At 70.4% G+C, this 25,685-nt stretch carries 24 protein-coding genes and 1 pseudogene; 11 read left to right on the top strand and 14 right to left on the bottom strand.

The features are described from left to right. Positions 1–313: 313 nt before the first annotated feature. Both ACTH43_RS15310 and ACTH43_RS15305 read left to right on the top strand, forming a co-directional pair. Positions 314–934: a PRC-barrel domain-containing protein gene (locus tag ACTH43_RS15310; protein ID WP_441445761.1), complete on the top strand. Its 621-nt coding sequence runs from the start codon at positions 314–316 to the stop codon at positions 932–934. Continuing rightward, on the top strand, positions 931–2,217 hold the full coding sequence (locus ACTH43_RS15305) for a glycosyltransferase family 4 protein (protein ID WP_441445760.1): 1,287 nt from the start codon (positions 931–933) through the stop codon (positions 2,215–2,217). Before ACTH43_RS15310 ends, ACTH43_RS15305 begins: the two co-directional genes overlap by 4 nt. Before the next feature lie 243 nt (positions 2,218–2,460). On the opposite strand, the pseudogene ACTH43_RS15300 reads toward ACTH43_RS15305, so the two are convergent. Beyond that, positions 2,461–2,859: pseudogene (locus ACTH43_RS15300) on the bottom strand (KUP/HAK/KT family potassium transporter); the annotation flags it as partial. A 90-nt stretch (positions 2,860–2,949) separates the two neighbouring features. On the opposite strand from ACTH43_RS15300, the gene ACTH43_RS15295 reads away from it, so the two are divergent. Next, the gene (locus ACTH43_RS15295) at positions 2,950–4,254 is read left to right on the top strand and encodes an ROK family transcriptional regulator (RefSeq protein ID WP_441445759.1); all 1,305 of its coding nucleotides are present in this window, start codon (positions 2,950–2,952) and stop codon (positions 4,252–4,254) included. Positions 4,255–4,341: 87 nt separating this feature from the next. On the opposite strand, the gene ACTH43_RS15290 is transcribed toward ACTH43_RS15295, so the two are convergent. Genes ACTH43_RS15290 through ACTH43_RS15270 form a run of 5 tightly spaced genes read right to left on the bottom strand, consistent with a single transcriptional unit; the run spans position 4,342 to position 9,620 of the window. Continuing rightward, positions 4,342–5,415, bottom strand: a complete 1,074-nt coding sequence (locus ACTH43_RS15290; protein WP_441445758.1) for an ABC transporter ATP-binding protein — start codon at positions 5,413–5,415, stop codon at positions 4,342–4,344. Then, positions 5,415–6,323 (bottom strand): carbohydrate ABC transporter permease, encoded by a 909-nt coding sequence (locus tag ACTH43_RS15285; protein WP_441445757.1) that lies wholly within the window; start codon positions 6,321–6,323, stop codon positions 5,415–5,417. The genes ACTH43_RS15290 and ACTH43_RS15285 overlap by 1 nt, the downstream gene beginning before the upstream one ends. Next, a complete protein-coding gene (locus ACTH43_RS15280) occupies positions 6,320–7,234 on the bottom strand; it encodes a carbohydrate ABC transporter permease (protein ID WP_441445756.1) in 915 nt (304 codons plus the stop codon). The genes ACTH43_RS15285 and ACTH43_RS15280 overlap by 4 nt, the downstream gene beginning before the upstream one ends. A gap of 4 nt (positions 7,235–7,238) precedes the next feature. Then, positions 7,239–8,588, bottom strand: a complete 1,350-nt coding sequence (locus ACTH43_RS15275) for an ABC transporter substrate-binding protein (protein WP_441445755.1) — start codon at positions 8,586–8,588, stop codon at positions 7,239–7,241. 15 nt (positions 8,589–8,603) lie between these two features. Further along, positions 8,604–9,620 carry a Gfo/Idh/MocA family protein gene (locus tag ACTH43_RS15270; RefSeq protein ID WP_441445754.1) on the bottom strand — a complete coding sequence of 339 codons (1,017 nt, stop codon included), beginning with the start codon at positions 9,618–9,620 and terminating at the stop codon, positions 8,604–8,606. Positions 9,621–9,801: 181 nt separating this feature from the next. On the opposite strand from ACTH43_RS15270, the gene ACTH43_RS15265 reads away from it, so the two are divergent. The 4 genes from ACTH43_RS15265 to ACTH43_RS15250 all read left to right on the top strand — a co-directional run bounded on the left by ACTH43_RS15265 (position 9,802) and on the right by ACTH43_RS15250 (position 14,720). Further along, a complete protein-coding gene (locus ACTH43_RS15265; protein WP_441445753.1) occupies positions 9,802–10,974 on the top strand; it encodes an ROK family protein in 1,173 nt (390 codons plus the stop codon). A 184-nt stretch (positions 10,975–11,158) separates the two neighbouring features. Further along, positions 11,159–12,577, top strand: coding sequence for a phosphoglucomutase/phosphomannomutase family protein (locus ACTH43_RS15260; RefSeq protein ID WP_441445752.1), 1,419 nt, complete (start codon positions 11,159–11,161; stop codon positions 12,575–12,577). Next, positions 12,574–13,407 (top strand): sugar phosphate nucleotidyltransferase, encoded by an 834-nt coding sequence (locus ACTH43_RS15255; RefSeq protein WP_441445751.1) that lies wholly within the window; start codon positions 12,574–12,576, stop codon positions 13,405–13,407. The genes ACTH43_RS15260 and ACTH43_RS15255 overlap by 4 nt, the downstream gene beginning before the upstream one ends. Beyond that, positions 13,404–14,720, top strand: coding sequence for a galactokinase family protein (locus ACTH43_RS15250; protein ID WP_441445750.1), 1,317 nt, complete (start codon positions 13,404–13,406; stop codon positions 14,718–14,720). Before ACTH43_RS15255 ends, ACTH43_RS15250 begins: the two co-directional genes overlap by 4 nt. A 77-nt stretch (positions 14,721–14,797) precedes the next feature. Here ACTH43_RS15250 and ACTH43_RS15245 read toward each other — a convergent pair whose 3' ends face one another. Continuing rightward, positions 14,798–16,030: an adenosine deaminase gene (locus ACTH43_RS15245; protein WP_441445749.1), complete on the bottom strand. Its 1,233-nt coding sequence runs from the start codon at positions 16,028–16,030 to the stop codon at positions 14,798–14,800. 91 nt (positions 16,031–16,121) lie between these two features. Between ACTH43_RS15245 and ACTH43_RS15240 the strand changes: the two genes are divergently transcribed. After that, positions 16,122–16,388: a hypothetical protein gene (locus ACTH43_RS15240; protein ID WP_441445748.1), complete on the top strand. Its 267-nt coding sequence runs from the start codon at positions 16,122–16,124 to the stop codon at positions 16,386–16,388. 241 nt (positions 16,389–16,629) lie between these two features. Here ACTH43_RS15240 and ACTH43_RS15235 read toward each other — a convergent pair whose 3' ends face one another. After that, positions 16,630–17,040: a hypothetical protein gene (locus tag ACTH43_RS15235; RefSeq protein WP_441445747.1), complete on the bottom strand. Its 411-nt coding sequence runs from the start codon at positions 17,038–17,040 to the stop codon at positions 16,630–16,632. A 241-nt stretch (positions 17,041–17,281) separates the two neighbouring features. Between ACTH43_RS15235 and ACTH43_RS15230 the strand changes: the two genes are divergently transcribed. Continuing rightward, complete coding sequence (locus ACTH43_RS15230) at positions 17,282–18,853, top strand: sigma-70 family RNA polymerase sigma factor (RefSeq protein ID WP_441445746.1); 1,572 nt, start codon at positions 17,282–17,284, stop codon at positions 18,851–18,853. 99 nt (positions 18,854–18,952) lie between these two features. Here the strand turns inward: ACTH43_RS15230 and ACTH43_RS15225 are convergent, their stop codons facing one another. Genes ACTH43_RS15225 through ACTH43_RS15210 form a run of 4 tightly spaced genes read right to left on the bottom strand, consistent with a single transcriptional unit; the run spans position 18,953 to position 22,144 of the window. Beyond that, entirely contained in the window at positions 18,953–19,510 is a 558-nt protein-coding gene (locus tag ACTH43_RS15225; protein ID WP_441445745.1) for a gamma carbonic anhydrase family protein, read from the bottom strand. Positions 19,511–19,549: 39 nt separating this feature from the next. Beyond that, a complete protein-coding gene (locus ACTH43_RS15220; RefSeq protein ID WP_441445744.1) occupies positions 19,550–20,737 on the bottom strand; it encodes a thiolase family protein in 1,188 nt (395 codons plus the stop codon). Positions 20,738–20,748: 11 nt separating this feature from the next. After that, positions 20,749–21,396, bottom strand: a complete 648-nt coding sequence (locus tag ACTH43_RS15215; protein ID WP_441445743.1) for a CoA transferase subunit B — start codon at positions 21,394–21,396, stop codon at positions 20,749–20,751. Between the two features lies 1 nt (position 21,397). Further along, positions 21,398–22,144: a CoA transferase subunit A gene (locus ACTH43_RS15210; protein ID WP_441445742.1), complete on the bottom strand. Its 747-nt coding sequence runs from the start codon at positions 22,142–22,144 to the stop codon at positions 21,398–21,400. Positions 22,145–22,476: 332 nt separating this feature from the next. Here ACTH43_RS15210 and ACTH43_RS15205 point away from each other — a divergent pair, with 332 nt between their 5' ends. Together ACTH43_RS15205 and ACTH43_RS15200 are read left to right on the top strand one after the other, a co-directional pair. Next, positions 22,477–23,577, top strand: a complete 1,101-nt coding sequence (locus ACTH43_RS15205) for a hypothetical protein (RefSeq protein ID WP_441445741.1) — start codon at positions 22,477–22,479, stop codon at positions 23,575–23,577. After that, positions 23,574–24,389 carry a sugar nucleotide-binding protein gene (locus tag ACTH43_RS15200; RefSeq protein WP_345075460.1) on the top strand — a complete coding sequence of 272 codons (816 nt, stop codon included), beginning with the start codon at positions 23,574–23,576 and terminating at the stop codon, positions 24,387–24,389. The genes ACTH43_RS15205 and ACTH43_RS15200 overlap by 4 nt, the downstream gene beginning before the upstream one ends. A gap of 81 nt (positions 24,390–24,470) precedes the next feature. Here ACTH43_RS15200 and ACTH43_RS15195 read toward each other — a convergent pair whose 3' ends face one another. Both ACTH43_RS15195 and ACTH43_RS15190 read right to left on the bottom strand, forming a co-directional pair. Further along, positions 24,471–25,175, bottom strand: coding sequence for a GNAT family N-acetyltransferase (locus ACTH43_RS15195; RefSeq protein ID WP_441445740.1), 705 nt, complete (start codon positions 25,173–25,175; stop codon positions 24,471–24,473). An 88-nt stretch (positions 25,176–25,263) separates the two neighbouring features. Then, positions 25,264–25,638: an Hsp20/alpha crystallin family protein gene (locus ACTH43_RS15190; RefSeq protein ID WP_441445762.1), complete on the bottom strand. Its 375-nt coding sequence runs from the start codon at positions 25,636–25,638 to the stop codon at positions 25,264–25,266. Between the last annotated feature and the right edge of the window lie 47 nt (positions 25,639–25,685).

The raw sequence follows: 25,685 nt of genomic DNA, 5'->3' as shown, positions 1-25,685 counted from the left end.
TCACCGATGTCCTGATACAGAACTGTCACCGAAGTCCTGAGACATCACACGACTGGTGCGGCCGCCCACACCGGTCCTCAGCGGCGCAGAAGTTCACGCTTCCGCGGGCAGGTCCGCGAGGGATGACGGTGCTGCGGCAGGATGCTGAGCGGTAACAATCTCGCCGGGACGTCGCGGCGGGAAGGGACCGGTCGGTAGACTCCCAGGTTGTGATCTCCTGCGGAAGAAATCGATGAGACCTGGCGCGACATCGGAGGACCCTGCCTCCGGTCCGGCAGACCCCCGGATTCCCGCGCCAGGGGCCGACTCTGCCGTGCGTGAGGGCGTCGCCCGGACGCAGGAAGGTGCCGCGGCGCTGGTGCCGGGAGGCCGACCCGAAGAGCGGGCCGCGACCGACGGTCCAGAGCGGACCAGCCAGGCCGAACGGCGCCTGCGCCTGCAGGGACTGGCAGGGATGACCGTGCTCGGCAGCGACGGGAAGACCGTGGGTCGCGTGCGCGACATCTACCAGCAGGACTCCGGTGGGAAGCTCGCCGCGATCACCGTGATGCCGCGTCAGCTGAGCGCTCGCAGCGTCCTGATCCCCTCGGCCGCGATCGCCGCCCTGCCCGCCGAACACCCGGCCGACGGCGCTGACCCGGCCGACGGCAATGACCCCGTCGACTCCGCCGGGCCCACTGACGCCGGGCCCGCTGACGCCGGCAACACTGACCCCGCCGACGGTGCCGAGGCCGCAGGCTCTCAGCCTGCGGACGTGGTGCGGCTGCGGATCGACACCGCCACCGCCACGTCCGGGCTGCGGCCTCCCGACACGGGTCACGCCACCCCGCAGATGCTGCGTGAGGCTGCGGAGGCCCTCGGGCTCGCCACCGATGATGCCGACGTCGACGCTCCTGCCACGCGAGGTGCCCGCAAGGCGGCCGAGGACGCATGAGACTGCTGCTGCTCACCCACTACTACGCCCCGGAGTTCGGGGCGCCGCAGCGACGCTGGTCGGCGCTCGTGCAGCGGTTCATCGCCGCGGGTCACAGGGTCACCGTCGCCGCCCCTGTGCCTCACTACCCGAGCGGGCGCCCCACGCCCACACAGCGCAGGATGCACCGGGTGGGCGGTGTCGAGGCCGGTCGGCACGGCGAGACGATCCTGCGCACCGCCTTCCTCCCGCACCGTGCGGACATCGCCTCCCGCACCGCTGATCACCTGATCGCGGCAGCGGATGCGCTGCGCCGGCTCCGGCACCGCTATTCCCGCCCCGGCACCCGACCCGACGTCATCATCGCCACCGCCCCGGCGATCCCCACCCTGATGGTGGGGCGCACGCTCGCGTCGCTGTGGGGTGTGCCCCTGGTGGTCGAGATGCGGGATGCGTGGCCGGATCTGGTCACCCACGTCGGCCCCGTCGGCGCGCTCAGTCCGGAGGCCGCGCACACCGTGCACACCAGCGCGCTGCGCCGCGCCCTGTCCTGGGCGGTGGCGCTGGCGAAGGGGGAGGTGCATGAGAAGGTGACCGGCTGGCAGAGCGGGGCCCGCGCCGTCGTCACCACCACCGGACGCTTCGCGGACGTCCTGCGGGAGCGCGGGGTGGGGGTGGTGCGCGTGGTGCGCAACGGCACCGACCTCTCCCTGGTCCGGCCGCAGCGCGACCATCTTCCCGGCGATCACCCGGAACTGCGGTGCCTGTACCTGGGGAACATGGGACGCTCCCAGGGCCTGGACACGGTGGTCCGCGCGGCTGCGGCGCTGCACGAGCAGGGCGTGGAGGTGCAGGTGCGGATGGTGGGGCACGGGGTCGAGGCGGCCGCCTTGGCGGCGCTGGCCTACGAGCTCGGCGCCCCGGTGGAGGTGATCCCCCGCATCCCGCACCGCGAGGTCGGAAACCAGTACGCCTGGGCGGACACCGTCATCGTGTCCCTGCGGGACTGGGCGCCGTTCGCCTGGACCGTCCCCTCCAAGCTCTACGAGATGCTCGCCACCGGCCGGCATATCACCGCGCTGCTGGATGGCGAGGCGGCCGACGTGGTCCGCGAGGCCGGCGCGGGGGATGTGCTCCCGCCGGAGGACGTCGAAGCGCTCACCGCGCTGTGGCGGGGGCTTGCTGCGGATCGCTCCCGCGCCGGCGTGCGCGCCAGCGGCCGGGACTGGGTCGCCGAGCATGCGGATGACGACGTGCTCGCCCGCCGCTACCTCGAGATCCTGCACCGCGTCGCCGGGGCCTGAGCCGCCTGCTCCGCTCCGCCAGCCTCGCCCCGCTCGCCGGGCACGGTTGCCCTGCCGAGCTTCCCTACAGCTCGGTCTCCGCGCCCAGCACCACGGTGCGGGTGGTGGGCAAGTGCAGCACCTGGGTGCGCTGGGCCGAGGCGCGATCCAGTTGCCGGAACAGGACATTCTGCCATCGGACATGCTGCGGTCCTGCCAGGGCTGGAGGCGCAGGATCGAGAGCACGTAGGTCGCCTCGTCGGTATCGAGATCGAGTTCGGGGACGTATGCCATGCGGTCCGAGGCGGCATCGCCCGGATGCTCGCGAGCAGCACGCCCGTGATGGGCGATCGCCATGCGCAGCGCGACGCGGATATCCTGCGGGTCGTGGAAGCCGACCTGGTAGGTGATGTGGACGACCCCGTCGGCCGCATTGCCCAGCACGTTGACCTGAACCCGGTCATCGCGGTGCACATGCGGGACGCCTAGGTGCTCGAGGGGCAGGATCACCACGTGCTCGTGCAGCACGTGGTGCAGCGCGGCGCCGATGCGCAGCGCGAGCGGCACCGTGGAGGGCTCGGGGTGCGGGTACACGGCCTGCCCCGGCACCCGGGGCAGCTCGCGGGCGGGTCCGGAGACAAAATCCGCGAGCGGACCCTCCATCGCGCGGCCGCGCGCACCCCGCGTGCCCACCACCAGCACGTTGGCCACCAGCCACGGCGGCACGTCGCGCTCAGCGCATACCATGAACCCATGATGTCGCAGGGCAGGCCTTCGCCCGAGGCCAGGCGCGGGAGCCGCCGAGCAGAGCCGGTGGGACACGCCGCGATGCGCTCCGCCAATCTCAGCGTGCTGCTGCGACACCTCCGCGAGAACGGCGGGCGCTCCCGGGCCACACTCGCCCAGGAGACCGGGATCTCCAAGGCCTCGGTGACCTCGCTGGTCGGTGACCTCGTCGAGCGCGGGCTGGTGCAAGAGGGGCAGGTCGAGCGCCTAGGCACCGTGGGCCGTCCCGGCACCGAGGTGCGCATCGACCCGGACCATGTGGCGGGGATCGGGCTCGAGCTCAACGTCGACTACCTCGCCGTCAGCCTGCGCGATCTCGCCGGGCAGGCGCGGTTCACCTCGTCGGTCCCCACGCCCCACATTGTCGATCGCTCGGCGACTGATGGAAGGTCCTATCCGCCCGGTCCCGTCATGGACCTCGTCGCGGAGCAGCTACGCGGGGCCCTTGAGGCCGCAGCGCGTGAGGGCCTCTGGGTCGTCGGGGCCACCATCGCCCCACCCGGGCCTATCGACTACGAGGGCGCGACCGTGCGCGTCGCGACGAACCTGGGTTGGACGGATGTACCGGTCGGCGAGGAGCTCGCGGCGCGGCTCGGTGCCGACCATCCGGTGATCGCCCTGGAGAACGACGCGAAGCTGTCCGCCCTCGCCGAGGCGCCGCGTCTCGCCCGGCGCGGCATCACGGACCTGATCTACTTGACCGGCGACATGGGCGTCGGTGCGGGCATCATCGCGGAGGGCCGGCTGATCCGCGGCTGGTCCGGCTTCTCCGGCGAGGTGGGGCACATCGGCCTGGATCCGGCAGGAGAGCGGTGCCGGTGCGGGCGACGCGGCTGCTGGGAGACCATGGTCGGCTTCGACACCGTCCTCGCGGCCCTCGACCCGGAGGACCCCGCCCGGTCCGGGCGCCTGCCGATGCACGAGCGGCTCGAGCGGATCCGCTTCCTGCTCGACGCCGGGGATCCGCGCCTGCAAGATCGTTTCACGAGCCTCGCGATGGATCTCGCTCGCGGCGCCGGGGTGCTGGTGGACGTGCTGAACCCGCAGGCGATCGTGCTCGGCGGATATTTCGGCTACTTCGCGGACCTGCTCGTCCGCCCCGTGCAGGCCGCTCTAGACCAGCGTCTGCTCGCCGCGGACGGGCGGGTCGAGGTGAGCGGCTCCGTGCTCGGGCTGGAGGCGGCGGCGGCCGGGGGCGCGGCGGTGGCGCTCGAGCGGGTGCTCGAGGATCCGCTGCTGGCCCCGCCCGTGACGGTGGCCGCCAGGATCTGACCGGTATTCCGCAGCTGCAAGTCACCCGGTGGGCACCGCTCTGTAGAGTGCGCTGCACAAGGGCAGCCCGGCACGTCCCGGTGCCCGTCAGATCCTGCTTCCCGTCCCCGCATCGAAAACATGGGGTTCGGCTCCGCGCGCGTTCAGGTGCACGTAACTTCCCGGGGTCAACGTCGAGAATCCGGGCTCGCGCACGATGAACACCCCGTCGGCGATGCGCACCATGACATCGGTGGCATTGCCCAAGGGTTCGACCACGAGGATGCTGCCGTCGTGGTCCTCCTCCGAGCCGGGGGTGAGAGTGCATTCGGTGGGCCGCAGCCCCAGTCGCACCGAGGTGCGGTCACCCAGTTCGGCGTCGGGCACGTCAATCTCGAGGGAAGTTCCTGCCAGGCGCACCCGATGGGCTCCCGCAACGGTCGCGTCGAAGATGTTCATCCGCGGCTTGCCCACGAATCCGGCCACGAACTCCGTCGCCGGCGTCCGGTAGATCTCGGTGGGCGTCCCGTACTGCTCCAGGCGCCCGGAGCTCATGACCGCGATGTAGTCCGAGAGGCTCATCGCCTCCTCCTGATCGTGAGTGACATAGACGCTCGTGGCACCGATGTCGGCATGCAGCAGCTTGAGCTCGGCACGGGTCTTGTCCCGCAGCAGCGCATCCAGGTTGGACAGCGGCTCGTCGAAGAGCAGCACGCCGGGCCGACGGGCGATGGCACGTGCGAGAGCCACCCGCTGGCGCTGCCCGCCCGAGAGCGCCTTCGGGCGACGCCGCAGGTGGTTCTCGAGTTCGAGCTTCGTGGCGGCCTCGAGCACCCGCTGCTCAATCTCGACCTTGGGCATCTTGCGCATCTTCAGACCGAAGGCGATGTTGTCCGCCACGGACAGGTGCGGGTAGAGCGCGTAGTCTTGGAAGACGAACGCGAGGTCGCGCTTGTGCGGCTCGAGATCCTCGACAGCCCGGCCATCGACCACGATGGACCCGTCCGTGACGGATTCGAGGCCGGCGATCATGTTCAGCGTCGTGGACTTCCCGCAGCCGGAGGGGCCCAGCAGCGAGACGAAGCTGCCGTCCGGGATCGTGTAGGTCAGGTGCTCGACCGCATAGCGGTCATCCTTTGGGGAGTACTTCTTGCTGACCCCTTGCAGTTCAATCTGAGCCATCAGCCCTTCACTGCTCCTTCGGTGATTCCTTGGACGATCCACTTCTGGGCGACGAGCGCCAGCACCAGCACCGGCAGCGCGGTGATCACACCGGCGGTCGCCGCCGCGGTGTAGTCCATGGCGAAGAGGCCCTGGAACGCGGCGGTGCGTACGGGGAGAAGCGGAGTGTTGTTCGAGGTGAGGACCTTCGCGAGGAAGAAGTCGCTCCATGCGGTGATGAACGCGAAGATCGAGGTGGCGGCGAAACCGGGGCCGGAGAGCGGCAGCACGACGCGGCGCACGATGCCGAGCCGGGTGCATCCGTCGATCCGTGCGGCCTTCTCCAGGTTGATCGGGATCGACTCGAAGAAGCTGACCATCATCCAGATCACCAGCGGCAGGATGAACGCCGTGTAGGTGAGGATCATGCCGAGCATCGAGTCGTAGAGGCCGAATGCCCGCAGCAGCACGAACAGCGGCACAGCCAGCACCACGGCCGGGATCGCCTGCACGGCCATCATCCCCAGCAGCAGCGTCTGCTGCCCCCGGAACCGGAACCGGGCGAAGACGTACGCGCACAGCGAGCCGAGCGCCATGCAGATCAGAGTGGTCACCGTCGCCACGATCAGCGAATTGCGGATCGGGATCACGAACGAGCTGTCTGACAGCAGACCGACGTAGCTCGCGAGCGTGAGGTCCGTAGGGGAAAAATCCATGCGGTCGGAACGCAGGTTGCTCGAGGGGAAGATGCTGTAGATGACCATCCAGCCGAACGGAACGGCGAGGTAGAGGATCAGCAGTCCCACGAGCGCCCGGTGGAACACCGTCCCGGCCAGACCCCGTCGACGGGGAGCGGGGTGACGGGCACGGGAGGGGGTCGCCTTGCCTCCCGGCGGGGTGACGGGTGCAGCAGACGCAGCGGTGGTCACGATGCCTTCTCCTTTCGTTGGCCGAGCACCAGGATCCAGAAGATCGTCACTGCGATGACGATGCCCATGATGGTGATCGACATGGCGGCGCCGTATCCGCGATCCAGGTAGCTGAACGTGGTCAGGTACGCGAGGAAGTTGATCGTCGTGGTTGCCTCGGCGGGCCCGCCGGAACCGCCGGTGAGCACGTAGATCGTGTCGAACACCTTGATTGACCACATCGACTGCACGATGAAGAGGAACATCAGCGTGCCTCGCAGATTTGGCAGGGTCACCCTCCAGAACTGGGCCCAGCCGCCGGCACCGTCGATGGCCGCGGCCCGGTAGATGTTCGAGGGGATCGCCTGCATCGAGGCGATGGTCATCAATGCGAGGAACGGAGTGAGCTTCCAGACCTCGGAGAAGATGAGCACGCCCATGATCAGCTGCGGGTCAGCCAGCCATTGGATCGGGACGTCGATGACGCCGATTCCCGTAAGAGCCGCGTTGGCGACCCCGTAGGTGCCATCGAAGATCAGCTTCCACATGATGCCGTTGACGACCGGCGGCACCGCCCACGGCACCAGCAGCAGGACCCGAGCGATGTTTCGGCCGCGGAAGGGGTGCTGCAGCAGTCGGGCGATGGCGACCGCGAGGGCGACGCCGCCGAAGACCGTGAACAGGGAGAAGACGAATGTCCGTCCGAGGGCTTCACGGAAGTTGTCGTCGATCGCGAGCTGCGCGTAATTCCACAGCCCGACGAACTGGGTGGCCCCGGGCATCTTGTCGTTCAGCTGATACAGCGACAGCATCACCGCGTACAGCAGCGGGTAGAGGAACAGGGCTCCGATGGTGAGCACGGCGGGGGAGGCCGCAAGGATCGCGAATCTGCGGTCCCCGCGCTCCCCGGCTGTGAGTTTGCGGCGGCTCATGCATTCATCCCATGTACTTCTCGACGATCGGCAGCAGCTCCTCCTGCGCGGTCTTCAGCGCGTCGGCCGGCTCGGCCTCCTGGTTCATGGCGCGGAAGACCTGCACCGAGAGCAGCTGGTCGAGCTCGTTGGACCACGGGGTGCCGTAGCGCTGGATGGGGTACTCGGTGGCCTGCTTGAAGGTCTCCACGACCGGCAGGGCCTCGAGGGTCGCAGGGTCGTCGAGCGTCGTCTGGGAGACGGGGAACCACCCCTCCTGTTCGACGATCTCCTTCTGGGCGGTGGCGCCGGAGGCGAACTGCAGCCACTTCAGGGCGGCCTGCTTGTTCTGGGAGAAGGTGCTGATCGCGTACCCCTCGGAGCCGTCGATGGAGGCCGAGCGGATGTTGATCCCCGGGATCAGACCGTTCCCGGTGGTCTGCGAGGAGGTCACCGCACCTTCGGCGGTCGCCGAGGCCCACTGGAAGGGCCAGTTGAAGACCGCGGAGGTGCGGCCCTGGGAGAAGACCTCGATGAGGTCGGAGGCGTTGGTGATCTGCAGCGAGGCGGGGTCCATCACCTTGTGCAGGTGCAGGAGCTCGACCATCTTCGTGAGCCCCTCGATGCCCGCGTCGCTGTCCAGCTGCGGGGTCCAGTTCTCGTCGTACAGCTCGCCACCGGCCAGCAGCAGCGACCGCAGGAAGTTCTGGTAGGCGCCGGCCGGGTTGCCGATGTCGCAGCAATAGCCGAAGCGGCCGTCCACCGTGGTGGCCTTCGCCGCCTCGACGAACTCGTCCCAGTTCTCGGGGACGGTGTCGGGGTCGAGGCCCGCCGCGGCGTAGTGCTCCTTGTTCCAGAACATGGTCTGGACGCTCGCGAACTTCGGCAGGCCGTAGACCTTCGAGTCCCAGGAGACGGCGTCCAGCGCGGGCCGGATGAGGTCCTCGGGGATCGCCTCGGGGGCGAGTTCCTGCAACCAGTCGGCCTGGCCGAACTCGGCGGACCAGCCGGCCCAGGTCATGACGACGTCGATCGACGCATCCTGTGCGGCGAATGCCGTGGCGAAGCGATCGTGCAGGTCATTGAAGTTGGCCATCTCGTAGTTCTTCACCACGATGCCGGTCTCTTCCTGGAACGTCTCGATCAGCCCCTCCTTGAACACCAGGTTGGTGTTGTCGTCGAGGATCGAGATCTCGACGCCTTCGAGGGAGGAGTCATCGGGGGCGAGGGCGCCGTCGGCCGACGAGGAGCCGTCGCCCCCGCCGGTGGCGGGATCCGAACCCGGTGGAACACAGGCGGCGAGGCCGAGCGCGCCGACGGCTGCGCCGGCTCCGAGCACGCTGCGTCGGGATGTGAGGCGGGGAGTGTGGGACATGTGGATCGTTTCCCTTCAGGAGGTGATCTTCTGGACGGCGCCGGTCTCCAATGACCGGTGGACGGCTTCGATGGCACGGGTGATGAGCAGACCGTGCGCGGCGCCGGGGAGATCGAGCTCCGCACCGCCGACGAGGTCGAGGAAGTCGCGCATCATGTCCGCGGCGACCCCCTGGGGGCGGCCGCGATGGTCATGGCTGAGGGGGCCGATGGTCGACGTGGCCTCCGCGGTGGACCGGCGCGCGCCGGTGGCGTCGATGTCGACGACGTATGCCTCGGCCTCGGTCTCGATCTCGAAGCGGAACTCGAAGACGGAGGGCTTGCCGAGCGGCTGCACCCAGCCGCTGTCGAGATCCAGGATCGAGCCGTCGGACATCGCGAAGCTCGCTGAGATGCGGTCGTAGGTGTCCACCCCGAGTGCGGGGAGCACCCGCTTCACGCCGCGGGCGAAGACCTCCACCGGGGTGGCTCCGGAGAACCAGGTGGCCAGGTCCAGCGAGTGGGGCATCAGGAACCAGGCGGGGCTGGACAGGCCGGCCCAGCTGAGCATCTTCGTGGGCACGAAGACTGTGTCCTGGAGCAGCGCCCGCTGCGAAACGAGGAGGCGATCGGAGTTTTGCATTTGCTGCCGCACGGCGTTGAACAGGGGATTCCACCGGTTCTCGAATCCGACGACGATCCGCCCGCCACCGCGCTCGGCGGCGGCGATGATGCGCTGCGCCTCCTCGGAGGTGGTGGCGAGGGGCTTCTCCACGAGCAGGTCCAGACCGGCCTCGAGCGCCGTCACCGCCGGCTGCTCGTGCGCGAAGTCTGGGGTCGCGACGACGACGGCGTCCACCCGCCCGCCGCTCTCCAGCAGGTCGTCGATCGATGCGAAGGTGGCGGTACCCAGCTCCGAACCTAGCTGGGTGGCACGAGCGGCGTTCGGCTCGCAGATGGCCACCAGCTCAGCGCCCGGATGGTCTCGCGTGGTCTCGGCGAAGATGCGTCCGCGGATGCCGGCTCCGACGATCGCGATGCGGGAGTTCCTCATGTGCCGTACTCCTGTGTACTCGGGCGATGGAATATGTTGGAGGACACTACAAACTAAGTCGCGATGCGTCCAGACTGTTCTCATGGCGAGACGTGATCGTTACCAGGCTCGGGGAGCGGAGCAGTGATGGAAGAGGGTCAGCAGGTGTCAGAAAGCGCGGGCATCAAAGGAGGGGCGGCAGATGAGTGACCCGTCGGTACTCACCGCAGCGGATCTCGGCGCCGCGAACCGAGCGCGATTGATCCGTTTGCTGCATCGGGACGGCCCGCAGAGCCGATCGGACCTTGCACGCGTGCTGGGGGTCAGTCGTGCGACCGTTACTGCAATCGTGCAGCCCGTGCTCGAGGCCGGAGTGCTCGAGGAGCTCGCGCCTGTGCGGCCTGCGGCACGGAACGGGACGAGCCGGGCCGGGAAGCCGGCACGCCCCCTCTGGTTCAGCGACATGGTGTTGCTGGGTTGCCTCTACATCTCCGGCGACGGGCTTCATCTGGCGGTCCTCCGGATGGACGGGGAGATCGTGCGGGAGCGGCGCTCGTTTCTGGATCCTGAGGATCCCGTGGGCGGCATCATGGCCGACTGTGATGACTTCTTCGCCGGCACCACGCTGATGGGTATCGGGGTCGCCGCGGCCGGCATGGTCGAGACCGACCATGGGGTGATCCTCGAGATCTACCGGGCTCCCGCGCTGTCCGGAATGCCCGTTGCGCGGCTGCTGCACGAACGCCTGGGCGTCCCCGTCGTGGTCGATCACCATCCCCGGGTGCAGGCGATCGGCGACCTCTGGTTCGGCGAGGGACGCGAGCTGCAAGATTTCGCCTCCCTGCATACCGGGGAGGTGCTGGGTGCCGGGATGGTGCACGACGGCCGGGTGCTGCGTGGCGGACAAGGCGGGGGTGGCGAGGTCGGGCACATGGTCGTCGATCTGGGCGGCGAGCGATGTGTGTGCGGAAGGATCGGTTGTTGGGAAACCGTCGCGACGCTCCCCTGGCTGCGCCGGGAGGCTGAGCGCTCGGGGCTCGTGAGGGCGAGTGAGATGACCTGCGCCATCCTTATCGACCAGGCAGCGCAGAGCGTGATCGCGGCGCGCCTCTTGCGCCGGTACTTGGCGAATATTGCGCAGGGCATCGCGGACCTCGAGCAGGTCCTCGGCCTGCAGCGGTACCTGATCCACGGTGACGTCGGCCGTGGCGGGCGAGTGGTGGAAGAAATGCTCACCGAAGAGCTCGGGGGGCTGCTCAATCGGCGCCGAACTCTGCCGCGGCTCACCGCGGTGGCCGATGATGATCGCTCCACCCTGCTGGGAGCCGCGGGGCTGCTGTTGGCCTCCCGGTTCTCTCTGGACGGCGTCCGCTGATGGTCTCGCTGTGGAGATTCCGCGGCAAGAAGTGCTCGGCTCCGGAGTCCGGGGAGCAGCATAAGCCAGCGTGTGGTTGACACTTGCGAACCCAGCACCCTATTTTGTTCTTAACGTGAACGTATTGGGCGACGGGGCCGTGCAGCACGAGCGCAGCCGTCTGCCCCTCGGAGAAGGAGCGACCATGATCAAGTTCGGCACCGGTGGCTGGAGGGCCATCATCGGGGACGAGTTCACCCGGGAGAACGTGCGGCTGCTCGCGCAGGCGCTCGCCGATCGGATGCATGCCGAGGGCGTCGTGGAGCGGGGCCTGGTGATCAGCTACGACCGCCGGTTCCTCTCGGACGTCTCGGCCTGGTGGGCGATCGAGGTCCTCGCCGGCAACGGCATCCCGGTGCGGGTGATCACGAGGCCCGTGCCCACCCCGATGTGCATGTGGACGGTGCAGCAGACCGGCGCCGCGTACGGCATCGCCGTCACCGCCTCCCACAACCCGGCCCTGTACAACGGGCTGAAGATCTTCACCGAGGGCGGGCGCGATGCCGACCTCGGCGTGACCGACGAGCTCACCGCGCACGTGGCGACCCTGACCGCCGAGGACGTGCGCTCCCTGGCCCCGCACGAGGTGCAGGGCAGCGAGCTGGTCACCCAGCAGAGCTCGATCAACTGGTATCTCGATGCGATCATCGGCCAGCTGGACATCGAGGCGATCCGCCACGCCCACCTGAACATCGTGCTGGACCCGATGTTCGGCGTCGCCCAGACCAGTCTGCAGACCATCCTGGTCAGCGCCCGCTGCGAGGTCGAGGTGATCAACGCCCGGCACGACCCGCTGTTCGGCGGCCGCATGCCCTCGCCGGCGGAGGGCAGTCTCTCCCCGCTGCGCCAGGCCGTCCTCGAGCACGGCGCGGACCTCGGCATCGCCACCGACGGCGACGCCGACCGCCTTGGCATCATCGATGACCAGGGCACCTACCTCAGCCCCAATCAGGTGCTGGTGCTGCTGTACGAGTACCTGCTCACCGGTAAGGGATGGCGCGGGCCGGTGGTCCGCAACCTCTCCACCACCCACCTGCTGGACAGAGTCGCGGCCGCGCACGGGGAGACCTGCCACGAGGTGCCCGTCGGCTTCAAGTGGATCAGCGCGAAGATGGCCGAGACCGATGCGGTGATCGGCGGAGAATCCTCCGGTGGCCTCACGGTGCGCGGCCACATCCCCGGCAAGGACGGCATCCAGGCGGCCGGTCTGCTGGTGGAGATGGTCGCCCGTTCGGGCAAGAAGCTCTCCCAGCTCTATGCGGAGCTGGTGGAGCGGCACGGGGCGCTGGTGATGGAGGAGGCGGCCTACGGGTACACCCCCGAGCGCCGCGAGGAGCTGCAGAGACGACTCTTCGTCGAGCACGAGCTGCCCGCCTTCGATCGCGAGATCGACCGGATCTCCTGGGAGGACGGCTGCAAGATCTACTTCGCCGACGACTCCTGGCTGACGATCCGCTTCTCCGGCACCGAGCCGGTGATCCGCGTGTTCTCCGAGGCGGAGACCGCCGAGGACGCCCAGCAGCTCTCCCGCACCGTCGCCGACCACTTCGACCTGGGAGCATGATGACCTCCACCCCCAGCGCCTCCCCATCGGGCACCCCCGTGATCACCACCGCCGTCGTCCTCGCCCGCGGCCTGGGCAGCCGCATGCGCGCAGAGGGCTCCGCCGCACTCACCGCCGAGCAGACGGCCGCCGCGGCGTCCGGCCACAAGGCGCTGATGCCGATCGGGGAGCACCGCCTGATCGACTACGCGCTCAGCGCTCTCGCCGACGCCGGCATCCGGCGGGCGGTGCTCGTGGTCGCGCCCGAGCACGAGGAGTTCAGCCGCCATCTCGCCGAGCTCGCCCCCACCAGGCTCGAGGTGGTGCTCGCCGTGCAGGAGGAGCCGCGGGGCACGGCCGACGCCGTCGCCTCCGCGTACGAGGCCGTGGGGGAGGAGCCGTTCATCATGGTCAACGGTGACAACCTGTACCCCGGCGACGGGATCGCGCGCCTGCTGCAGGTGGAGGGCAACGCCCTGCTGGGCTTTGAGCGCTCCGCCCTGCTGCAGGGCAGCAACATCCCCGCCGACCGCATCGCCGCCTTCGCCCTCATCGAGCGCACCGGCGACCGGCTGGAGCGGATCGTGGAGAAGCCCGACGCCCACACCCTCGCGGCCGCGGGCCCGGACGCCCTGGTGAGCATGAACTGCTTCGCCTTCACACCGGAGATCTTCGAGGCCTGCGCCCGGATCGCGCCCTCGCCCCGCGGCGAGCTGGAGATCGTCGATGCCGTGCGGGAGCTCGAGACGGTGCAGGTGCTCCCCTTCGCCGGCGCCGTCCTGGACCTCTCGCGCCGCGAGGACATCGACGAGGTCCAGCGCCGACTGGTCGACGTCGAGGTCACGCTGTGACACAGGGCCCGGTCACCTGGGCGATGCCCGGTCGGATCGAGGTGCTCGGCAAGCACACCGATTACGGCGGCGGGCGGGTGCTGGTCTGCGCAGTGGACCGTGGGATCACCGTCCGTGCGGAGGAGACCACCGGCCGGCCCGGCACCCTCGAGGCGGTCAGCGACGCCTACCCCGGCGTGCTCCCCCTGGAGGCCGGCACGCCGCCGACGCTCCCGGCGGGGCACTGGGGACGGTACGTCCACACCGTGCTCGCCCGCCTCACCGACAACTTCGGCCCGCTGCGCCCGGCCCGGCTCACCATCTCCTCGACCCTGCCGCCGGCCTCCGGCATGAGCAGCTCCTCGGCGATGATCACGGGTACCGCGATGGCGCTCGCGGACCTCAACGGTCTGCCCGCCAGTGAGACCTGGACCTCCCAGCTGCCGGACAGGGTGGCGCTGGCCGGCTACGCCGCCTCGATCGAGAACGGCAAGAGCTTCGGCACGCTCGCCGGTCGGCCGGGCGTGGGCACCAGCGGCGGCTCCCTGGACCACACCGGGATGCTCACGAGCGAGGAGGGTCTGATCTCCTATGCCGAGTTCGACCCGATGCGCCTGCTCGACCGGGTCGGGCTGGCGTCGGAGTGGTCCTTCGTGGTCGCCGTCAGCGGTGTGCTCGCGGAGAAGACGGGCGCCGCTCAGGAGCTCTACAACCGGGGACCGTCTCTGCTGGCCGCCATCGCCGAGCGGTGGAACCGGCAGACGGGCCGGCACGATGCCACCGTGCACGCGGCGCTGCGCTCCCTGGTCGGGCAGGATCTGGCGTTCCCGCTGCTGCCCGGAGTGGACCTGACTGCCCCGCTGAGCGCGGGCGGTGCTCTGGAGGCCTCGCCGCTCGCGCGCGATGAGCGGCTGTCTCCGCTGCGCCGCCTCGCTGCCGAAGGGGTGGAGCGGGACCGGCTGGACCAGTTCCTGCTCGAATCGGCCGTGCTGGTGCCGCGTGCCCATGCGGCGCTGCGGGACGGGGATCTCGACGCCTTCGCCGCCGCGACTGTCACCTCGCAGCGCCTGGCCCAGACGCACCTGCGCAATCAGGTTTCGCAGACGATCGAGCTGGTGCACAGTGCCGAGGCGCTCGGCGCTCTGGCGGCCTCCGCCTTCGGGGCGGGCTTCGGCGGCAGTGTCTGGGCGCTGGTTCCGACGGCCGATGCGGAAGGCTTCGCCGCCGCCTGGCGGGAGCGATACCTCCGCACGGAGGGGGCACCGGAGACGGCCAGCACCGTGGTGACGCGGCCGGGAGCACCGGGCCGGCGGGTGGAGCCGGCCGCGGTCTGAGCGGACGGCACGACGCGCCGCATGAGGGCCCGCGTCGGCCGGGGCTCAGAACCCCTGGCCGGCGGAGCCTCGCGAGCTCACCGGTCCCGCGTCTGCTCCTGCTCCGGGTTCTCGCTCGCAGCCTGGCGCGGGTGCGCGTCGTGATGCCGATCCGCGTCGAGCACGGCACGGAATGCCGGCAGCACGACCTCGTCCCGCAGCGCCTCCCGCTGAGCGGCGGGAGCGAAGCCCGCCGCGAGCCCGGTGAGCACCAGCTGCTCGAGGTCCGTGAGCGTCCAGTCGAACGTCTGCGCCGACAGCAGCATCTCCCGCGAAGTGCTCGTGCGGCTCATCAGCCGGTTGTCGCTGCTGAGCGCGATCGCGAAGCCGAGGCGGTGCAGCGGGCCGGCGGGATGGGCCGGGAGGTCCGCAGCGGCGCCGGTCTGCAGGTTCGAGCTGGGGCACACCTCGAGGCAGATCTGCTCGCGGTGGACCCGCGCGGCGACCGGGCCGAGCTCGTCTCCGGTGATGTCCTCGAGCAGGCGCACCCCGTGGCCGATCCGCTCGGCGCCGCAGTCCAGGGCGTCGGCGATCGAGGCGGGCCCGTCGGCCTCCCCGGCGTGGATCGTCACCCGCAGTCCGGCGGCACGGGCGCTCTCGAACTGGGTCCGGAAGCGGGAGGCGGGGAAGCCCGCCTCGGGCCCGGCGAGGTCCAGCCCCAGCACCCCGGAGTCACGGCGGGCGCGGGCGATCTCGACCAGATCATCGGTGGGCTCGAGATGGCGCAGGTAGCACAGCAGCTGACCCACGACGATCCGCCGGCCGGCCTGTGCGGCTGCGGCGACGCCCTCGTCGAGCCCGTCCTGGACGGCCTGCACGGCCTCGTCGAGGGTGAGCCCGGCAAGGGTGTGCTGATGCGGGGCCCAGCGGGTCTCGGCATAGACCACCCCGTCGGCCACCATGTCCTCCACGAACTCGCGGGCGATGCGGCGCAGCTGAGCGGGCGTCTGCATCACGGCGAGGGTGCGCTCGAAGGTGGAGAGATAGGCGGGCAGCGAGCCGGAATCGGCGGCGGCCTGGAACCAGTCGGCGACTGCCTGGGCCGACGGGGCAGCGGGCTCGCCACCGACGTCTGCACGACCGTCGGCTGCGGGCCCGTCGGCTGCGGGACCGTCGACTGCAGTGCCGTTGGCTGCGGGCTCGCTGCCGGGCACCTCGAGGCCCAGCTCCCTGCTCAGCTCGAGCACGGTCGCGGGGCGCAGGCCGCCGTCGAGATGATCGTGGAGGGCGACCTTCGGCAGAGCGCCGATGAGAACGGGGGTGAGGTCCATCGAGGCAGGATACGCGGGAGTTCGCCGCGGGTCCGAGCTGTCGGAGCCTCCCTCGCGGGCGCCGTTCGGTGAGGGGGTGCCAGGAGCCGTCGTGCTCCTCCACGATGCGGAGCACCGTGAGGTCGGCTCCACCCTGGTGGGGGAGGACGGCACCTGGGGCGTCTCGCCGACGCCTGGCGCGCCGGACCTCCCCACCCGCTACCGCGCCATGCAGGAGGTGGAAGGTGCAAACTCACCGGCGAGCGAGTGGAGCGAGGACTGCATCTTCGCCGCGCCCGAGCTCCTCAACCCCTCCGAAGGTGCGAAGATTCCGGCGAAAATCGTTCTGGGAGGCTGGACCTCACGGAGATCTCGATGATGAAGCTGTCGAAGGCGGTGCTGCCCTTCATCGCGGTGCTGGTGATCGATGTGGCGATCGTGTCCGCGCTGCCACAGCTCTCGCTGTGGCTGCCGCACCTGTTTGCAGGGGGCTGATGACGCCGGCAGGGGGCGTGCCCAGCGGTCGAGGGGACCACGAGGCGTGACTGCTGGAGGCTGCGGCCGGTTCGCTCAGGCGGACCGGCCGCTTCGGCGAGGAGTCGCGGTCGAGCTCGGCAGCGTCAGCCTTCCCGGGAGGCGAGAGGCGCCGGCCACCCAGGCAGGGCATCCGCGTTCCCCCTCACGGGGTCGAGCAGGCGGAGCGCCGGCACTCCGACCCGCTCCTGCGTTCCCACATGCGTCGCGCCCACTTGTGCCGCTCCCACCTGCCCCGGTGCCCCCACCGGCGCCGCCGGCACCTCCTGCGTCGTGTCCCCGGCGCCGCTCGACGGAGCGGAGGAGCTGAGGAAGGTCGTGGTGAACTGCTCGTTCTGCTGCACCTCTGAGGCCAGGGCCCTGCGCAGCAGGTGTGAGGGGAAGGGCCCGACGGTCACCTCGTCGGCGCCGCTGGTGCACGTGATCCAGGTGCTCCCGTCGCGGACGATGAAGGTGAGGGCGTCACCGTCGATATCAGTCATCTCGAAGCTGTTCATGGTTCTCCGTAGTGCGCCGGGGGAGCGACGGCAGCGCCGTGGTGCCGTTCACCCTCTCCACGCGCACCGCAGTGTTCTATGACGGGCGATGTGACGCACGCGACATCTCGGCCTGAGGCTGGTGACCTCGGCCATGCTCAGACATACTCGAATCTCCCCTGTGCGTGGAGTTCGCGGACGCGACGATTCCCGTGCCTCCCCGATCGCGTCGGCAGATCCTCCTTCGAGAAAGGCTCGGAGCATGACGCATCCCAGCCAGGGCGATGTCGCAGCGCAGCAGGATTCCATGACCGACGAGGAGCTGCTCGCCGCGGTGCGCGCGGGCGACACCGGCGCCTACGCCGCGCTCTACCGTCGTCACCTCGGGGCGGCGCTCGCGCAGGCGCGGCGCCTGGTCGGCTCGCATGACGGACAGGACGTGGCCCAGGAGGCGTTCCTCAAGGTCCTGCGGGCGATCACCGACGGAGGAGGGCCGCACGACAGGTTCGCCGCCTACCTGATGCGCGTGGTCCACAACGAGGCCGTCGATCGCCTGCGACGGACGCGGGAGGCCTCCGTCGACGATGTCGAGTCCGTCGAGGCCACCTACTCCTCAGCGTCGGCCGCGGTCACCGGAGGCGAGCAGCTGGATCGCGACCTGGTGCTCACGGCATTCAGTGCGCTTCCCCAGCAGTGGCAGCGGATCCTCTGGCTCACCGAGGTGGACGGGCTGGCGCCGCGCGAGGTGGCGCCGCAGCTGCGGCGGAGCCCGAATGCGGTCGCGCAGCTGTCCCGGCGGGCGCGTGAAGGACTGCGCACGGCCTGGCTGCAGGCCCACGTGGACGGGGCGACGGTGCGTCCGGCCTGCCGGCAGATCGCCGCGGACCTCGGCGGGTATGAGCGGGGGCAGCTGAGTGCCGCGCGCGCCGAGCGGACGTCCGCTCATCTCGCGGACTGTGTGCGCTGCTCCGTCGCGCTGCGTGACCTGCGGTCACTGTCGATGCGCATGCGCGGGGCCCTGCTGCCGCTCGTACTGGAATCTCCGGTGCTGCTGGAGGAGCTTGCCGAGGTGCTGCCACTCGCCGACCAGGGAGCCGCCCCTGGCGCGGTGCCCAAGGCGGCCAGTTCCGCAGAGGTGGCCGGAGCCGGGGAGGCTGGGGGCGCGGCCCATCGGCTGGCCTGGTGGAGGGCCGCCGCCGCAGGGGCCGGAGTGCCGGTGGCGGCGGGTGTGGCCGTGCTGGTGGCGGCAGCGGGACTCGTGCTCGTCGCCCAGCACCCAGGCAGCGATTTCACCGCGCTGACGCCTGCACGGGGGCTGGCCAGCCCCCACTCCGTGGAGCCCGAGCCGCTCGAGGCCGAGGACCCCGCCGCGACGCCCCCGCCGACGCTCCTGCCCGCGATCGAGGAGGAGGACGAGGCGGACGACGTGGCCCCGGAGGCCGGTGAGCCTGCTCCCGGCACGGGCGATGCGGCCGACGCCTCCCCGGTCCCGGCGGCGCCACCGGTCAGCGGCGCCGATCCCTCGCGTGCTGAGCCCGTGGCAACTTCTGACTCCTCCCCCGGTCCGCCGACGCCGCCTCCGCCCCCGGATCCGCCGCTGCTCGGTGGGGGAGCGCCGCCCTGGCTCCCCGTCGACCCCACGCCGACGCCCGAGGATCCCGAGGTGCCGCCGGAGGATCCGGAACCGCTGCCCGTCGACCCGGAACTGCCGCCGGAAGATCCCGAGGTGCCTCCGGAGGCTCCGGAGCCCGAGGCTCCCGATGCGGCACCCGAAGCTCCCGATGCGCAGCCGGATGCTCCTGCCCCACCCGTCGAGGAGCCGACGGGGGAGTAGGAGCCTTGGGTCTGGGTCTGGGTCTGGGTCTGGGTCCGGGTCCGGGTCGGTGTCAGGGTCGGAGACGAGGCCCCGGCTCCCGGCTCACCGGTCCGGAGGTCAGCCGGCCATCGCCGCCCGGTGCTTCGCGGCGAGCTCGACGTAGGTGCGGGCGTTCTGCCGCAGAGACTCGAGGGCCTCCTCGTCCAGTTCCCTGCGCACCTTCGCGGGCACGCCGGCGACCAGCGAGCCGGGCGGGATCTGCATGCCCTCGGTGACCACGGCGCCCGCGGCGACCAGGCTGCCGGCGCCGACCACGGCGCCGTTGAGCACCACGGCGCCCATGCCGATCAGGGAGTCGTCCTCGACGGTGCAGCCGTGCAGCACAGCCCGGTGGCCCACGGAGACGCCGGAGCCGACGACCGCGGGGAAGCCCTCGTCGGTGTGGATGACGCAGCCGTCCTGGATGTTGCTGCCGGGACCGATCGTGATCGAGTCCATGTCTCCGCGCAGCACGGAGCTGTAGAAGACGCTCGAGTTCTCACGGAGCGTCACCTTCCCGATCAGGGTGGCGTTCGGGGCCACCCATGCGGTCGCGGGCACCTGGGGCGCATCGCCCTCGAAGTCGATCGTGGTCACAGCGGGTACTCCTTCGTTCGACGGGTCTGTGTCTCTCATGATGCTGCGTGCTGGGCGTTCACAGTGCTCGCCACAGGCTCACAGTGCTCGCCATAGGCTGGCGACGGCCTGCCCGCCGCCGATGCACATGGTCGCCAGGCCCAGCTCGCGGTTGTTCACGCGCAGGTTCTCGATGGTGCGGGCGGAGATGATCGCGCCGGTCGCGCCGATCGGGTGGCCCCAGGCGATCGCCCCGCCGAGGGGGTTCACCAGTGCCGGGTCCAGGTCCAGGTCGCGCACGATCGGGACGGCCTGCGCGGCGAAGGCCTCGTTCAGCTCGATCCAGCCCAGATCCCCGCTCTGCAGGCCGTTGCGCTGCAGGATCTTCTCGATCGCGGGCTTGGGGGCGTAGCCCATCACCTGGGGGTCGATGCCGACCTTGGTGAAGTCCACGAGCTCCGCGAGTGGGGTCAGGCCGCGCTCCGCAGCGACCGAGGCGCGGGTGAGGACCATCGCGGCGCCGGCGTCGTTGATGCCCGAGGCGTTGCCGGCGGTGACGGTGCCGTTCTCGCGCTGGAAGACGGTGCGCATCGCGGCGAGCTTCTCGAGGGTCACCTCGCGGGGGTGCTCGTCGGTGTCGACCACGGTGTCTCCGCGCCTGCCGCTGATGGTCACCGGGGTGATCTCCGCGGCGACGGACCCGGCCTGCAGGGCCGCCCGGGCGCGGCGCTGGGACTCCAGTGCGTACTCGTCCTGCTCCTGCCGGGTGACGTGATAGCGGGCGGCGACGTTCTCGGCGGTCACGCCCATCGGCACCTCGTCGAAGGGGTCGGTGATCAGCGCCGAGGTGCCGTCCATCAGCACCCGGTCCCCGAGCGTGTAGCCCTGGCGGGCGGAGTAGTCCAGGAACGGCTGGGCGGACATGTTCTCCGTCCCGCCGGCGACCACGATGTCGGACTCGCCGATCATCAGCTCGGCGGCACCGAGCGCGATGGCCTGCAAGCCGGAGCCGCACAGCCGGTTCACAGTCATCGCGGTGGAGGTGACGGCGGCGCCCGCCTCGATCGCGACGCGGCGGGAGATGTACGCGTCCCGTCCGGTGGAGCCGACGCAGCCGATCACCCACTCGTCGACCTCGTCGGCCGCGACGCCGGCGCGCTCGAGGGCGGCCTTCGCGGCGGTTGCGCCGAGGATGTGGGCGGGCACGCCCGCGAGGGACTTCCCGAAGGAGCCGACGGGGGTGCGGGCGTAGCCGAGGACGACGATCGGGTCATCGCTGGAGCGCATGGAGGGACCTTTCACGATGCCGGGGTGAGGGAGACGGTGAAGTCGGGCTCGGTGAGGGAGCGGACCTCGTCCTCGGTGACGCCGGGGGCGAGCTGGGTGAGCACCAGCCCGTTCTCGGTGACGTCGAAGACGGCGAGCTCGGTGATGATCCGGTTCACCACCCCCACGCCGGTCAGCGGCAGGGAGCATTCGTGCTTGATCTTCGCGGAGCCATCCTTGGCGGCGTGCTGCATCATCACCACCACCCGCTTCGCACCGGCGACCAGGTCCATCGCCCCGCCCATGCCTTTGACGAGCTTGCCGGGGATCTGCCAGTTGGCGATGTCGCCGCTGCCGGTGACCTGCATGGCGCCGAGGATCGCGGTGCCCATCTTGCCGCCGCGGATCATCCCGAAGCTGGTCGCGGAGTCGAAGATCGTCGCGCCCTTCAGCAGGGTGATGGTCTGCTTGCCGGCGTTGATGAGGTCGGGATCCTCCTCACCCTCATAGGGCCAGGGCCCCATCCCCATCACGCCGTTCTCGGACTGCAGGGTGATGTTCACGCCGGCGGGGAGGTTGTTGGCGACCAGGGTCGGCATGCCGATGCCGAGGTTCACGTAGTCGCCGTCGCGCAGCTCGGCAGCGGCGATGGCTGCCATCTCGTCACGGGTCCAGGCCATCTCAGGCCACCTCCTGCGTCTCGGTGCGTGGCGTATCTGTCCCGGGCGTTACCCGGCGGGGGCGCACGGTGCGCTGCTCGATGTCCTTCTCGGCGGTGGCCTGTATCAGGTGATGCACGTAGACGCCGGGGGTGTGGATGTCATCGGGGCCGATACCGCCGGGCTCGACGAGGTGCTCCGCCTCGGCGAAGGTGACCTCCCCGCACATCGCGGCCAGCGGGTTGAAGTTGCGGGCGGTGAGGCGGTAGCGGAGGTTGCCGTAGTGATCCGCGGTGTGGGCGTGGACCAGGGCGAGGTCCGCATTGATCGCGCGCTCGAGCACATAGGTGCGGCCGTCGAACTCGGCCGTCGGCTTGCCCTCCGCGATCGGGGTGCCGTACCCGGTGGGGGTGTAGAAGGCGGGGATCCCGGAGCCGCCGGCGCGCATCCGCTCGGCGAGAGTGCCCTGGGGGACGAACTCCACCTCGAGCTGCCCGTCGATGTACTGCTGCATGAACAGCTTGTTCTCCCCGACATAGCTGGAGAGCACCTTGGCGATCTGCCCGTTCTCCAGCAGCAGGCCCAGGCCCTTGCCGTCCACCCCGAGGTTGTTCGAGGCGATGGTGAGGCCGGTGACCCCGCTGTCGCGCACGATCGTGATCAGATCGGTGGGGATCCCGCACAGGCCGAAGCCTCCCACCGCGATGGTCATGTCGTCGCGCAGCACCGCTGTGAGCTGGGCTGCTGCGTCGTCCGAGACCTTGGACATCGCTGTCCCTCCTGTCGGCTGGTATCAGCCCTCACGGCCACCGGCGGCGATGCCGGCGGGCGAAGGGCAGGGTGACCTCGAGCCTAGACCCGGCAGGGTGAGCTCCGCCTCGGATCTGGGGACAGCGCCGGCCGACGGTGGTTGTGCGGATCTACAACCAATGGTCGCGGACGTGGCGCTGGCGCTGGTGCCGGGGCCCGGTACTGGAGCGGGTCGGTGAGGACAGCGACCGGCTGGTCGGCAGGGGTGTCCTGGTGCTCGTGGGCAGGAGCACTGGGCGTCCGCGGCACCAGGGCTGGCCGCACACCGGGTGATCTGCCAGGGTAGGACGCATGTCGGAGACGCAGAACTCGCCACAGGGCCCCGCGCCGGATCCTGCCGCCGGGGCCACGGTGCTGCTGGTCGCCGACCCCGGCCTGCCCACGCACCGGGCGAGGTCGATCGAGGACTCCCTGCAGCAGCACCTCGATGAGGTGTACCACCCGCCGATCCGCCTTCAGGTGCGCACCTCTATGCTCCGGCTGCGCCCGGATGGGACGCTGGACCTGTCCGAGGTGCTGGAGCAGGCGCGGTCCTCCGGCGACCCGGACGCCGTGCTGCTGCTGACGGAGATCCCGCGTCTGCGTGACGGCAGGCCGCTGATCGCCGAGATTTTCCCCGAGCACAACATCGCGGTGATCTCCTGCCCCACGCTCGGGGTGCTCACCACGCGGCGCCGCATCCTCGATGCGCTGATGCGCTGCACCCTGCGCATGGCGCCGACGTCAGAACCGCGTGACGCCTCGCGCTATGCCCGGCGCTGGGCGCAGTGGGAGGAGCTGACGGGCCCCGACGATCACCAGCTGCTGCTGGGATCGCGGGTGATCGGGGGAGCGCGCACCGTGGCCGGGATGGTGGCCGGCAATGAGCCCCTCCGCACCGCGCCGAAGCTCTCCAGCGCCCTCGCCGCGGCCGCCGCGACCGGGGCGTTCGGCATCTTCTACAGCTCGATCTGGTCGATGTCGATGCACCTGACCACCCAGCGGCTGCTGCTGATCGGCATCCTCGCGATGTGCACGATCACGGCCTGGCTCATCGTCGGCAACCGCCTGTGGGACGCGCCCAGACAGGAGCGGCTGGCTCGCGTGGTGCTGCTGTACAACCTCTCGACAGTGCTCACGCTGCTGATGATCGTCGCGCTGCTGTACGTGTGCCTGGTGGTGCTGATCTTCACCAGCGCGCTCATCGTCATCGCTCCGGACTATCTCGCCGAGGTCATCGGCCGCGAGCCCGTCCTGGCGCGGTATCTGGACATCGCGTGGCTGAGCGCGGCGATGGGCGTGGTCGCCGGCGCGCTGGGCTCGAGCTTCGACAAGGACACCGATATGCGCAGCCTCACCCACGGCCAGCGGGAGAGGCAGCGCAGGTTCACCGAGGAAGAGGTGGGGCAGTGAGCGGACCGGTCCCGACGCGGACGCTGTGGGTGGGCTGCGGGCGCCTTGGCGGGCGCACCGGCGCTGCCCTGCTGGAGGCGGGGGGAGAGGTGCTCGCGCTGCGCCGAGATCCGGGCGCCGTGCCGAGCGGCTTCCGCGCGCTGGCCGCGGACCTCTCCTCACCCCTGGAGGGGGCCCTGCCCGCCTGCGAGGCGATGGTCATCACCCTGCCCCCGCCGGAGGGGGCCGACGGGTACGAGACCCCGCTGCGCCACCTGGCCGCCGCCCTGCCCCACCGGCCCGCCCGGACCGTGTTCGTCTCCTCCACCAGGGTGTTCGAGGGGTACGCGAACCGTGCCGATCCGGCCCCGGTGCTCACCGAGGAGGATGCCCCGCAGCCGCTCGGCGACCGGGCCCAGAGCCTCCTGAACGGGGAGCGCCTGGCGAGGGAGCTCTTCGACGCGATCGTGGTGCGCCCCGCCGGGATCTACGGCCCGGGCCGGGATCGGCTGCTGCGCACGGTGCGCGAGGGACGCCCCGTCGACCACCGCCGACGCACGAACCGCATCCACGAGGAGGACCTCGCACGCGTGCTCCTCGCCCTGCTGGCGCATCCGGAACCGCCGGTGCTGCTGCACGCGGTCGACGGCGCGCCCGCGCGCCTCGGAGAGGTGGTCACCCACCTCGCCTTCCGGCTCGGCCTGCCGGTCCCGCCCGCCGCCGACCCCGATTCCGGCCACGGGACCGTGCTGAGCGGGGCGCGGATGAGGGAGCTGCTCGGAGAGCTCCGGCATCCGGACTTCCGTTCCGGGTACGACGCGATGCTCGTGTGACTCCGATCAGCGACCGAAGAGGCGGGTGAGGAACCCGGGGCGCTTCTGCGAAGCGAGGATCGACGCCGACGCCCGGCTGCGCTAGCCGAGCTCCTCGTCGATCTGGGCGTGCGAGGGCCGGCGCCGGTTCCGCGCCCCTGGGGCGCCGAGGACGCGCACGTCCGCGAGGGGCGTCCAGCCGAGGTGCTCATAGAGCTCGACGCCCCGTCCAGTCGCCACGAGCAGGCCCGTGTCGACATCGTGCTCATGGGCGATCGCCAGGAGCGTGCGGGTGACGAAGGTGCCCAGACCCCGCCGGCGATGCGTGCTGGCGGTGTAGATCCGGTCGAGCACGGCGCAGCCGTCGACCACCGCCATGCGTCCTCGGGCGACGACACGGCCCGCCTGGATGACGGTGAGGAGCGTCCAGCCGTCGAACGTCTCGCGGGCGACCGTGCAGGAGTCCGGCACGATCGGGGCCTCGACGTCCTGCAGCTCCATATCGGTGACCATGAGTCTCTCCTGATCGCTGATCAGTTCGAGATCGCCGGTCTCTCCGAGGGCCGGCGGCGCCTCGCCGACGTCGGAGATGAGGGTCAGCAGGTGACCCGGATTCCCCGCGACAGAGGAGGTCGCCCTGCGCAGCTCGTCCTCGCTCCAGCGGAACAGGACGGTCTCCGAATCCCCGTGCTCGGTGCGCGGACCGACGGTGTGCGAGGTGCCCTCATGGACCACCTCGTACTCCCGGGTGCGGGCCCATCCGTCCACCCAGGTGTGCACCGCCGCCGCGGTGAGCTCGTCATGCATGGCTGTCACTCCTTCGCTCGCCGTGGGAAGGTCGGTGCTGCCCGGGCCCGGCATCGTGGGATGCCGGGCCCGGGCAGCAGGGGGAGCATCAGGTCGCGGTGGACTCGATCTGCGCGGGTGGACTGTCAGCGGTGACCTCGATCTTGCGAGGCTTGGCCTTCTCGCTGAGCGGGATCCTCACGCTGAGCACACCGTTGCTGTAGCTCGCGGAGATCCGCTCGGTGTCCAGGCCCTGTCCGAGGCTGAGCTGGCGCAGGAAGGTCCCGCCCGTGCGTTCGCGCGTGATCCACTGCGCGCCCTCGTCCTTCGGAAGGGTCCGCTCCGCACGGATCGTCAGGAGCTGACCGTCGACGTCGACGTCGACCGAACCGGGATCGATGCCCGGCAGATCGGCCGCGAGGACGTAGTGATCGCCGGCGCGGTAGAGATCCATCGGCATCTGCCGCGGTCCCCGACGTGTGATGTCTCAGGACTTCGGTGACAGTTCTGTATCAGGACATCGGTGACAGT

It is taken from the genome of Brachybacterium sp., from assembly GCF_052095815.1.
Lineage (GTDB): Bacteria > Actinomycetota > Actinomycetes > Actinomycetales > Dermabacteraceae > Brachybacterium.
Note: the sequence above shows the minus strand (reverse complement) of the source record. Positions and strands in the feature narration are given on the sequence as shown.

Coding starts and splice junctions, on each gene's coding strand:
- ACTH43_RS15255 (WP_441445751.1), top strand. CDS start 12,574: ATGATGACCTCCACCCCCAGCGCCTCCCCATCGGGCACCCCCGTGATC.
- ACTH43_RS15235 (WP_441445747.1), bottom strand. CDS start 17,040: ATGAACAGCTTCGAGATGACTGATATCGACGGTGACGCCCTCACCTTC.
- ACTH43_RS15265 (WP_441445753.1), top strand. CDS start 9,802: ATGAGTGACCCGTCGGTACTCACCGCAGCGGATCTCGGCGCCGCGAAC.
- ACTH43_RS15290 (WP_441445758.1), bottom strand. CDS start 5,415: ATGGCTCAGATTGAACTGCAAGGGGTCAGCAAGAAGTACTCCCCAAAG.
- ACTH43_RS15270 (WP_441445754.1), bottom strand. CDS start 9,620: ATGAGGAACTCCCGCATCGCGATCGTCGGAGCCGGCATCCGCGGACGC.
- ACTH43_RS15205 (WP_441445741.1), top strand. CDS start 22,477: ATGTCGGAGACGCAGAACTCGCCACAGGGCCCCGCGCCGGATCCTGCC.
- ACTH43_RS15195 (WP_441445740.1), bottom strand. CDS start 25,175: ATGCATGACGAGCTCACCGCGGCGGCGGTGCACACCTGGGTGGACGGA.
- ACTH43_RS15305 (WP_441445760.1), top strand. CDS start 931: ATGAGACTGCTGCTGCTCACCCACTACTACGCCCCGGAGTTCGGGGCG.
- ACTH43_RS15230 (WP_441445746.1), top strand. CDS start 17,282: ATGACGCATCCCAGCCAGGGCGATGTCGCAGCGCAGCAGGATTCCATG.
- ACTH43_RS15280 (WP_441445756.1), bottom strand. CDS start 7,234: ATGAGCCGCCGCAAACTCACAGCCGGGGAGCGCGGGGACCGCAGATTC.
- ACTH43_RS15245 (WP_441445749.1), bottom strand. CDS start 16,030: ATGGACCTCACCCCCGTTCTCATCGGCGCTCTGCCGAAGGTCGCCCTC.
- ACTH43_RS15220 (WP_441445744.1), bottom strand. CDS start 20,737: ATGCGCTCCAGCGATGACCCGATCGTCGTCCTCGGCTACGCCCGCACC.
- ACTH43_RS15295 (WP_441445759.1), top strand. CDS start 2,950: ATGATGTCGCAGGGCAGGCCTTCGCCCGAGGCCAGGCGCGGGAGCCGC.
- ACTH43_RS15210 (WP_441445742.1), bottom strand. CDS start 22,144: ATGTCCAAGGTCTCGGACGACGCAGCAGCCCAGCTCACAGCGGTGCTG.
- ACTH43_RS15225 (WP_441445745.1), bottom strand. CDS start 19,510: ATGAGAGACACAGACCCGTCGAACGAAGGAGTACCCGCTGTGACCACG.
- ACTH43_RS15275 (WP_441445755.1), bottom strand. CDS start 8,588: ATGTCCCACACTCCCCGCCTCACATCCCGACGCAGCGTGCTCGGAGCC.
- ACTH43_RS15215 (WP_441445743.1), bottom strand. CDS start 21,396: ATGGCCTGGACCCGTGACGAGATGGCAGCCATCGCCGCTGCCGAGCTG.
- ACTH43_RS15260 (WP_441445752.1), top strand. CDS start 11,159: ATGATCAAGTTCGGCACCGGTGGCTGGAGGGCCATCATCGGGGACGAG.